The sequence below is a fragment of the Pirellulales bacterium genome (assembly GCA_035656635.1).
Classification (GTDB): domain Bacteria; phylum Planctomycetota; class Planctomycetia; order Pirellulales; family JADZDJ01; genus DATJYL01.
The window spans coordinates 24536-34369 of sequence record DASRSD010000057.1; the positions used below are offsets into that span (position 1 = coordinate 24536).

Here is a 9834-nt window from a genome sequence, read left to right on the forward strand (position 1 = left end):
ACCGCTTCCATGAAACGTCCAATCGGAAAATTCACTGCACGCCGCGGGGCAGCGGCACAAGCTGCACACCGCAAAGTTCATTCGCAAGTTGCTCTTCATCCAGAACGAAGCGCGCTGGTGTTGGTAATTGTGTTGGTTGTGGTGGCGGTATTGAGCCTGGCAGCATACAGCTTTACTGAATTGATGCTCACCGAACATCAGGCCGCGCGGATTGATGGCCGTCAGGCCCAGGCCCGGGCTTTGGTGCAATCGGCAGCCGATTTTTTGCGCAACTATTTGTCGCAAACTTCCGACACCATCACACAGGCGGGCGGCTGCTACGATAATGCCGCACAATTTCAAAGCGTGCTGGTAATGGACGACGGCACTTCGCGCGGCCGCGGCCGGTTCAGCATCGTGGCTCCGAAAATCGAAAGCGGAACCGTTACCGGCGTGCGTTACGGTTTGGAAAACGAATCGGCCAAGCTAAACATCAACGCGCTGGTGCAAATGGATAAGCAGAACCCCGGCGTCGGAAGTCAATTGCTGATGACATTGCCAGGCATGGACGAAAACATTGCCGACGCAATTTTGGATTGGCTCGATCCGGACGATGACCCGCGCGAAAACGGCGCCGAAAGTGATTATTATGCGGCGCTAAGCCCTCCCTACGCACCGAAAAACGGCCCGCTCGACACGATCGAAGAGCTGCTGCTAGTTCGAGGCGTTACGCCGCAGTTGCTGTTTGGCGCGGATGCCAATCGCAATGGAATCATTGATGCCAATGAACAGGCCAATGCCACATTGGCCGAAGGTTATGGGGCCGATCCGGAAATGAACCGTGGCTGGGCGGCATATCTAACGCTGCACGGCAAAGAGGCCAACGTTCAGCCCGATGGCACTCCAAAAATCAATTTGAACGACAAGAATTTGCAGGAGTTGCACGACAATTTGACGACTTACTTTGACGATGACTGGGTCAACTTTATTCTCGCCTACCGGATATACGGCGGTACTCAACCCACCTCCGGTTCCAGCGGATCCGGCGGTGGAAATTCGCCCAGCGGCGGCACCCCGCCCACTGGTCAAGGACAAACGCCTCCGGCGACGTTAAATCAACGCTCGTCGCCGTTTCAGTTTGTGTTTTTCCAAACTGGGGGAGGCGCAGCGGGCGGTGGCGGAGCGGCTGGCGGAGGTGGTGGAGCAGCTGGTGGCCGTGGCGCTGGTGGCGGAGGCGCTGGAGGCGCTGGAGGTGGTGGGGGTGGAGGTGGTGGGGGTGCCGCCGGCGGTGGTGGACGAGGCACTGGTGGCGCGGGCGGTGGAAAAGGTGGTTTTGGCGGCGGTAAAGGCGGGCAAGGGCAGGGCGGCGGCAAAGGAGGCCCTGGCGGCAAGGGTGGGGGCCGAGGCGGTTTCGGCGGCGGAAAAGGTGGGGGCGGTGGTCAAGGACAGTTCGGCGGAGGAAAGACGGGACGCACTGGTGGAACCGGCCGGACCGGCCGCGCCGGTGGAACCGGCAGCAATGGACCCGAAGTTTCTCCCAGCGACATTGACCTGGGCGATCTTTCCAAGGCACAACCAAAAGCCAACATCAACAGCATACTGGATTTGATCGACGCGAAGGTTCAAGTTCCAAAAACAGGTGGCGGCACAAACAACGCCGCTAGTGCCAACGGGGGAACGACAACCGTTACTCTAAGCTGCCCGTTTACGGCCGAGCCCTCGGAAGCTGCGGAATACTTGCCCGAATTGGCCGATCACGTAACCACCAGCTCCGCGCAATCGTTCCCCGGCCGCATCAACATCAACCAAGCGCCGCGGACTTTGCTCTTAGGCATTCCCGGCATGACCAGCGACATGATCGATCAAATCCTGGCGCAGCGTGAACCCGAAAATACTGGCGATCATCCAGAACAGCGCTCCGAAACGTGGCTATATACCGACGGCATTGTCACGCTTACGGAAATGAAATCGATCATGCCGTACATCACCGCCGGCGGAAGCGTTTACAGTGCGCAAATTGTCGGATATTTCGACGAAGGCGGAACCTCCAGCCGCGCTGAAGTCATTATCGACGCCACGCCCAGCAACACCAGCCAGGCTGCCAGTGGCTCTTCTTCCAGCTCAACTGCCAGTAGTTCTTCCTCCACAGGAAGCAGTAATTCCAATTCTTCCAGCACCGGTTCGCAAAGCACAAGTGGAAGCAGCAGCGGGAGTTCGGCCAGCAGCACCGCCAGCAATTCCAGCAGTTCTACCGGTACAGGTACAACCGGCCTTCCCCGCATAGTATTCTGGAGAGATATGACCCATTTGGGTCGCGGATTCCCGCTCGACACGCTCGGCGTCGGAGCAACTCAATAACCCGAAACGTTTTCACCATGGCTCAACTGCTTGCACTGGAATGGGACGATGCCGAGGCTCGTGTGGCCGTGGCCGAGGTGCGCCGTGGCAGCGTCGTGCTGGAGCAAGCGTTTTCGGTTTCGCTGCCCGGCATTCTGCGACCGCCGGGAATGCCAGCGCCGGAAACGTCGGGTCCGCTGTCCATGAGTGGCGAGCACGATTTGGGCGCCATCGGGCGTCGCATCAGCGAGGCCTTGGCCGTGCGCGGCATTCGTCACGGCAAAACCTTGGTGGCGGTGGGCCGGGCAAACATCGAATTGAAAAATCTCACTCTGCCGCCGGCGCCGCCGGAAGAGCTTCCGGAGTTGGTGCGCTTTCAGGCCGAGCGCGAATTTAACACGCTCACGGACGATTGGCCGCTGGATTTCATCCCGTTGCCAGGTGAATCGGGCGAAGCGTTGACCGTTTTGGCCGCTGCCATCTCGCCGGAACTGATGGGCGAAATCCATATTACGTGCGAAGCCGCCAATCTGACTCCCACCCGCCTGATATTAAGGCCTTGCGCGGCCGCTTCGTTATTATCGCGCGCTCGGCCCGGCCAAGCCGGCAAGCTGCGGTTGCTGGTCGATCTGCTCTCGCAAGAAGCAGATTTGACGGTGCTTGTGGGCGATTCCGTAATCTTCATGCGCACGGCGCGATTGCCCGTGGAGGCTTTCCAAGCCGACCCGCTTCGCGCCCTATTGCCGGAAATTCGGCGCACCATTGCCGCGGTGCACGCGCGCTTTCACGGCCAACACATTGAAGAAGTGTTTTTGTGCGGCGAAAGTTCTACGCAAGGCGTATTAGCGCGTGAAATTGGACGCGAGCTGGAATTGCCGACCGAGGTGTTCAATCCGCTGACCTGCTGCACGTTAGACGGTGATTTACGGCGAACCATGCCGGAACACCCCAGTCGTTTTGCCCCGCTGGTTGGCATGTTGCTGGACGAGGACCAGCCGGGAATCGACACCATCGATTTTCTCAACCCGCGCCGTAGGCCCGAGGAGCCCAGCCGAAGAAGGGAATGGACCATTGCCGGCGCTGCCGCAGCGGCGGTAGTGCTGCTAGGCGGATTATGGATTTGGCTCAAGCTTAGCGGCATGGACAGCGACATTGAGCAGTTGACGGACCAGGCAAATAAGATGAAGACCGACGTCAAGCACGCCGACGAGCTTGTTGCGAAGGCCGGCGAAGTGGAAAAGTGGATGGGAGGCGATGTGAACTGGCTGGATGAGTTAGCGCGGCTGGCGACGAAGGCTCCGCCGCCTCAGGAATACATGCTCACTTCCATTAACACGCCCAACGACTACCAGAAGAATACCAGCAACATGCACTTGGAAGGGCGGGCTCGCGATACAAACGTCGTGGAGCATTTGCCGCAATCCCTACGGGACGACCAGCATGATGTGACGCCAAAATTTGAAGACAACGACAATTCGCACAAAGGGTACCCCTGGACCGTCAAGACCGACATCCGCATTAATCCTATGGCCGGCACGCCGGCCAAAGCTCCGGCCGGAGGGCCCGCGGCGAAAACAACTACCGCGGACAAATCCGCGCCCCCTGCAGACAAACTCGCGCCCGCCGCAGACAAGCCGCCGGCAGAAAAAGCACCCGCAGAAAAAGCGGCTACCACTGCAGAGAAAGCGACAGAAAAGGCGGCCTCCGCCCCGGCCAGCGAGCCTCCCAAGAATACGGAGGCCGGCAAGCCATGAACCCGCGCGAAAAAACTTTGGCGATGTGCATCGGAGGGCTGGCAGTCCTGTTCGCGTTGTATTACGTCTACGATACGATCGCCGGCAAATTTAACGACCGTGAAATGCAAATCGCCAGATGGAATAAAACGATCGACGATGATCAAACCAAAATTGATGCCGGCAATCGCGCACAACGGAAATTCAAGCAATGGGAAAAGCGTTCACTCCCTAGCGACGACAAAATTGCTCCGTCGCTGTATGAAGGCTGGCTGCTGAAACTTGTCGACGATGTTCAACTGCAATCGGCCACGGTGCAGCCACAATCGACGGTCGGCCACAACAACAGCTTTGAGAAATACGCCTTCGAAATCAAAGCCGACGCCGATATTTCGATGAAGGAAGTGGTCGATTTTCTGTACCGCTTTTATGCCTCGAACCAACTTCACAAAATTCGTCAGCTCTCCATCAAGCCGCACGTTGACGGCAAAGCGCTGGACGTAACTATTAACATCGAAGCGCTGCTCATGCCCGGAGCTGATCGGAAAGACAGGCTCGCCACGGAAAAGTTGGATCGTTTGGCCCTGGGCGACGCCAAGGCTTATGAAAAGGTGATCGATGACCGGAGTTTGTTCTCCGAATATGTTCCGCGGCAGCAGCGCACCGAAGGGCCGCGCCAGCGGACTCCGCCGGCGGTCGATGTTGCCAAGTTCACGACCGTAACCGGCGTGACCGAGCAAGACGATCAATCGCTGGTTTGGGTCTTAGTGAAAACGACCGGCCAATTGATGCAGTTGCATGAAGGTCAAGAATTCAATGTCGGCGACGTGAAATGCAAGGTAATGAAAATTGGCGTTCGCGATGCGGTATTCGCCATGGACGGCAAGCAGGTGCAAGTCCACTATGGAGATAACCTCCGCGACGGAACACCGGTCCAATTGGACGATGCCGAACCTTCGGACAAAAACGTGGAATAGTGGAATAAAAGGCCCGGGCTCTTATAAACCTGCGCCGCAATCCGGCGAGCTAAAGCCTACAATTGTGCCGAATACGGAGAATATGGCGCATAAATTGCTTGTTCCTCGGTGGAGTTTTACATGAATGCTCAGAAAATGGCGTCGGGCTTCATTCGCAAAGAATGCATTGGGCGACCTTTTACGAACGCCGAATGCAAGCACCATTGTGAAGCGCCACAGAAACGATATATAATTCTTGTGATGAACAAACTTGCTCACCAATTCGGATTGCTGGCCATCGTCAGCTGCATGCTGACCGGCGGCACTGTGTATGCCCAATACGGTGGCGGAATGGGTGGGGCCTCAATGGGTGGCGGTTTTGGAGGCAGCACGGGCGGCATGGGGGGCGGTATGGGTGGCACCGGTTCCAGTGGCGCATTCGGACAACGAACCCTGGGCGGGGGAGCAGGCTTAATGGGTGGCTCCAACGGCTTTGGAGGACCAACCGGAGGAAGTTCCGGCATTGGGTCCGGGCAGGGTATGGGTTTTAACAATTTGACCAATGTAGGAACAGGCGCCGGTCGGCTAAGAACCCAATCGTTCGTTGGCAACGATCCCACTCAGCTCGGCAGCTTTGTTGGTGCGCTGCAACAAACCATGACCGGACAAAATGGTCAGTACGGTGGTCTGGGAGGCGGCATGAATGGCGGGATGGGCCAATACGGAATGCAAAACAACCGTAACCGCACGAATCAGAATATGGGGGGGGGCGGAAATAATCAGCGCGGCGGTGCGACGCTGCAAGTGCCCATGAATTACACCGTCGGGTTTAACTACCCCGCTCCCGCCAATTCGCAACTCGGTCAGAAGCTTACTACCGAGCTTACAAAATCGCGCGGCATTACTGCACAGGGGCCGATTGCGGTGCAGATGGAAGGTTCGACTGCGGTTCTCCGCGGGACTGTAGCAACTGAGCACGATCGGGATCTAGCCGCGCAATTGGCGCTCCTAGAACCCGGGGTCTATCAAATCCGAAACGATCTGCGTTTGCCATCGGAAGTCCGCTCGCAGCCGGCAAGCCATTCGTCGGCGCCGAGCTCGGCGCTCCCGGCACTCCCCGCGCCGTAATGCTTGCGGCATTGTTCGGCATAATTCCATTCTGGAAGGGGGGCGCAAACCTTTGCCCTTGATTGTACCCGGGAAATTGCATTGTCGATTGCATCGGCACGGCGCCTTGGTTCTGCACCGGGATCCGGTAGGGCACTGGAACCTGATTGGGTACAGCCATTTGAGGTTGCACCCCGGCGTTGTAGCCGCCGGCGCCGTAGGGGACGCTGGCTGAGGGGCTGGAAAAACCTTGAGCCGTCGAATGCGGGCGCGGCACGGTCGGCACAGTGATGGTTGTGGTCTTCATGCCCGGTTCCGGCGACGCTACTGAAACATCTATCGGCGCGGTCTGACTGGCAATTCCCGACATCGCATTTTGCGAAGCCGATGCGCCCGTCGAAGTTTGCATGACGCTGAACGTTTGCGGCTGGCTGCTGCCAACCGGTTGTTGGTAACTGACCTGTTGCACGCCCGATTGAACCGGCGCGGCCGCTCCCAAGGGAATTTGCGGCACCGGCTGCAGGGCAACCACCTGGTTCGCAATGGTGACGGCATTTTTATCGGCGGTATTCGTGGGTTTGTCAGGCACTTCACCCGGTAAAATCTGGTGCGCCTCATCGCTGGTAATCATTTCGCCTTTCTCGCCAGTGAATCGCACCACCAGGCTGACTTGTTTTTGCATTCCGCCAACTTCATCCCAGGGGAGCCAAATGCTATAGGAATCGCCCAGGGAGCTTTTACTGTATTTCTTTTGGAATTGGTCCGGCGTGAACACGTATTTTTTATCGGGAATGACATTCTTGGGGTCCCGATTGGTTTCGTCGAATGCATAGACCACCAACGTGCCCTTCACTTTCACCGGTTTGTTGGGATCTTTGCCGTAGAAGTACAATCGGCCGCCGAAGCCGCGGACTCCCTTGGGTTTTTCAGCGGGCGTTTGCACGCCGTCGGACCAGAAGGCGACTACCTGCATGGGCGTTTCGAATTTGCCTTCTTTTCCAACTTCCCATGGAATGCCCTTGCTCAAATCAAATTCCGTGGCGCAGCCGGGCAATACCGCCGCCGCCAGCGGAATCATCCACAGAGCGATGTTCCCAATTAATTCGCGATGCTTCCTCATATCACCCTCAAACGTTGATTGCCCGGGTTTTGCACGCTAACGGTTAGCTGGATTGATCCGGCGGATTTTTGGCCGGCGTTGGTTGCGGCGGCGTTTTCGGCTTGATCGGGTTCAGCGACGGCGCCGGCAACTCTTCATTGCCGTTTTTAGGTAGTTCCGCGCCCATCGGAGTGCCATCCGGATGCAGCGTCGGGTAAATCACGGTGGTTTCGCTATCGCTGAATTCATCCTTGCGAGTTCGCAGGCCGGAGGGGCCATTCATCTTGATCACGTCGCCCAAGCACCAGCTCATGCGGGCGGCTTCCGCCTGCTTGATGCGGTCCGCATCGTCTTCGTTGCGCACCACGTGTGGCGTAAGGACAATCAGCAATTCGGTGCGCTGTTGCGCCACCAGGTCGTAACGGAACAAGTTGCCCAAAATCGGAATGTTCGACAGGTAGGGTACCCGGCGATGGTCTTGGCTTTTGCTGCTGGTGATCAGCCCCGCCAGCACAATCGTTTGTCCTTCGACTGCCTGCACTGTGGTTTGCGCGAGCGTCGTGTTGTAAAACGGCGAACGAATCACTTGCCCGTTCGTGTTAATCGAAATGGGTATGCCTTGATCTTCTGGACCCAATTCTGATTTTTCGGCATCGATCGACATCACAATCAAATTGTCCGGACTCACGCGTGGCTGCACTTGGAGGATGATGCCCACGTTATCCAAAGTCACTGTATTGATTGTGCCGGTGGCCGTAACCGAGGAGTTGGTCACGCGCGGAACCTGTTGCCCCACCTGCAGGAAAGCGGGTTGATTGTCGAGCGTCATAATCTGCGGACGGCTGAGCACGTCGGTCCGTCGGCATTCCGAAAGGGCTCGGAGCAACGCGCTCACGCTGTCGCTACTGGCGGATAGCACCAGTCCGCCATAACCCAACTGGTTATTGACGCGACCCACACCTAAATTTGAGATGCCTTGGCTGCCAACCGCTCCCGGATTGGCCAAAGCAGCATCGCTGGCACTGTTTCCCAGAGCATTGGTATTATTGAAATTGAAACCAGGATTATTATCCGCACCAACAACCACGTCGGTTGTTGTCTGAGTGCCATTGGGGAGCGTTGTGGTAATGCTGCGCGTAATAAAGTTCGTCGCTCCCACTAAGCTACGATCAAAGAGCACCGAATCCTGCAACCCCAGTTCCACGCCAAATTCGTCGGTGTTGTTGAGCGTGACTTCGGCGATCAGCACTTGAATCATGACCATCGGCGGGCGCTTATCGATTTGCTCGACGACCTTCATAATTTCGTCGTAGTACCGCGGCGTGGCGCTGATAATGAGGCTGTTGCTGGTCGGTTCGGCCACCACAATCACTTCCTGATCGATCTCCGAAAACGGATTGGTGGCGCCTTGCTGCTGGAACTCCTGGTTTAAAGTTCGCTGCTGCGTTAAAAACTGCTGGATCGAAGTTGCCACGTTTCCGGCGTACACGTTTTTCAGCCGGTAAATGGTTGTTTTGCGGAGCCGCACGTCGCTTTCGTCTAATCGCAACAGAATCGCTTCCACCACGGCCAAATCGCTCGCCGAACCCGAGGCAATAATGCTGTTGGTCCGCTCGTCCGCGGAAAACCTCACAGGAATCAGAATGTTTTCCACCTCGACCGCGCCGCCTTGGTTCGCGCCGCCAGCGCCGCCGCCGGCCGTGCTGGTTGTGGTTCGCACGGTTTGGCCGAATAGCGTTTCCAGCATTTGAATCAAGTTCACGGCATCGCCATTTTTGATTTCAAATACCTTAATCTGCGATTCCGACGAAGGCATTTGATCCAACTGCCGAATCAGGGCGGCAATCAGTTCCATGCTTTCCGCCGGAGCCGATACAAGCAGCGTATTAGCCCGAGAATCCGCTGTAATGTGCACGTCGCTCAAAATTCCGGAATTAAATATCTGCCGACCCTGGGCGTCGATGGTCTCAAAGTGCAATACCGTGGAATGCGCTTGGTTTGCCTGCTGGTTTTGTTGCTGGTTTTGGCCCCCTTGTGCGCCGGCAGCATTCGCGCCGCCAGCGCCGCCGCCGGGAGCATTCGCTCCTCCAAAACCGCCCGCTCCGCCGAATCCACCAGCGCCGCCAGCGCCAAAACCGCCCGCGCCAGCGCCACCGAAACCGCCGCCAGCGCCTCCTTGAGCAGCGCCGGGAAATCCTTGCTGGGCGCCATTCTGTTGGCCGCGGTTGCCCGCGCCTTGAGTCTGTGGACCAGCAATTGCCGTTTCCAACACCTGCGCCAATTCTTCGGCCACCGAATTCTTCAATGGGAAAATGCGCAACTCGTTCACTGCCGGACTGCTGTTGGTGTCCAGCTTCTTGAGCAACGCTTCCACTTCTTGCAAATCGCGCGGACTAGCTTGCACAATGAGCGAATTCGTTCGGTAATCGGCCACGACCGAGGCCTGGCCGCCTAATCCACCCCGCAAAGCAAAAAACGAACTAACGGTTTGCTGCGCCGCGGTTGCCGAGGCGTGCTTGAGCGGAAACACCTGGAATAGCGCCGCCGGATTAACCGGTTGATCGAGCCGTTTGATCAGCTCGATTACACTTACCACCGCCTCGTCTCGGCCAATCAACAACAG

General features: G+C 57.3%; 6 protein-coding genes. 3 read left to right on the plus strand and 3 right to left on the minus strand.

All coding sequences use genetic code 11. From position 1 onward, the window contains the following. The first annotated feature begins 9 nt into the window (after nt 1–9). Genes VFE46_05215 through VFE46_05225 form a run of 3 tightly spaced genes read left to right on the plus strand, consistent with a single transcriptional unit; the run spans nt 10 to nt 5026 of the window. Nucleotides 10–2337 (plus strand): hypothetical protein, encoded by a 2328-nt coding sequence (locus VFE46_05215; protein ID HZZ27389.1) that lies wholly within the window; start codon nt 10–12, stop codon nt 2335–2337. A gap of 17 nt (nt 2338–2354) precedes the next feature. Next, complete coding sequence (locus VFE46_05220; GenBank protein ID HZZ27390.1) at nt 2355–4070, plus strand: hypothetical protein; 1716 nt, start codon at nt 2355–2357, stop codon at nt 4068–4070. After that, entirely contained in the window at nt 4067–5026 is a 960-nt protein-coding gene (locus tag VFE46_05225; GenBank protein ID HZZ27391.1) for a hypothetical protein, read from the plus strand. Before VFE46_05220 ends, VFE46_05225 begins: the two co-directional genes overlap by 4 nt. Nucleotides 5027–5590: 564 nt before the next feature. Here the strand turns inward: VFE46_05225 and VFE46_05230 are convergent. The 3 genes from VFE46_05230 to VFE46_05240 all read right to left on the minus strand — a co-directional run. After that, complete coding sequence (locus VFE46_05230; protein ID HZZ27392.1) at nt 5591–5809, minus strand: hypothetical protein; 219 nt, start codon at nt 5807–5809, stop codon at nt 5591–5593. Between the two features lie 97 nt (nt 5810–5906). Next, a complete protein-coding gene (locus VFE46_05235) occupies nt 5907–7232 on the minus strand; it encodes a hypothetical protein (protein HZZ27393.1) in 1326 nt (441 codons plus the stop codon). 43 nt (nt 7233–7275) lie between these two features. Next, nucleotides 7276–9834 (minus strand): secretin N-terminal domain-containing protein (locus tag VFE46_05240; protein HZZ27394.1); only part of this gene is annotated, 2559 nt, incomplete at its 5' end.

Coding starts and splice junctions, on each gene's coding strand:
- VFE46_05220 (HZZ27390.1), top strand. CDS start 2,355: ATGGCTCAACTGCTTGCACTGGAATGGGACGATGCCGAGGCTCGTGTG.
- VFE46_05235 (HZZ27393.1), bottom strand. CDS start 7,232: ATGAGGAAGCATCGCGAATTAATTGGGAACATCGCTCTGTGGATGATT.
- VFE46_05225 (HZZ27391.1), top strand. CDS start 4,067: ATGAACCCGCGCGAAAAAACTTTGGCGATGTGCATCGGAGGGCTGGCA.
- VFE46_05215 (HZZ27389.1), top strand. CDS start 10: ATGAAACGTCCAATCGGAAAATTCACTGCACGCCGCGGGGCAGCGGCA.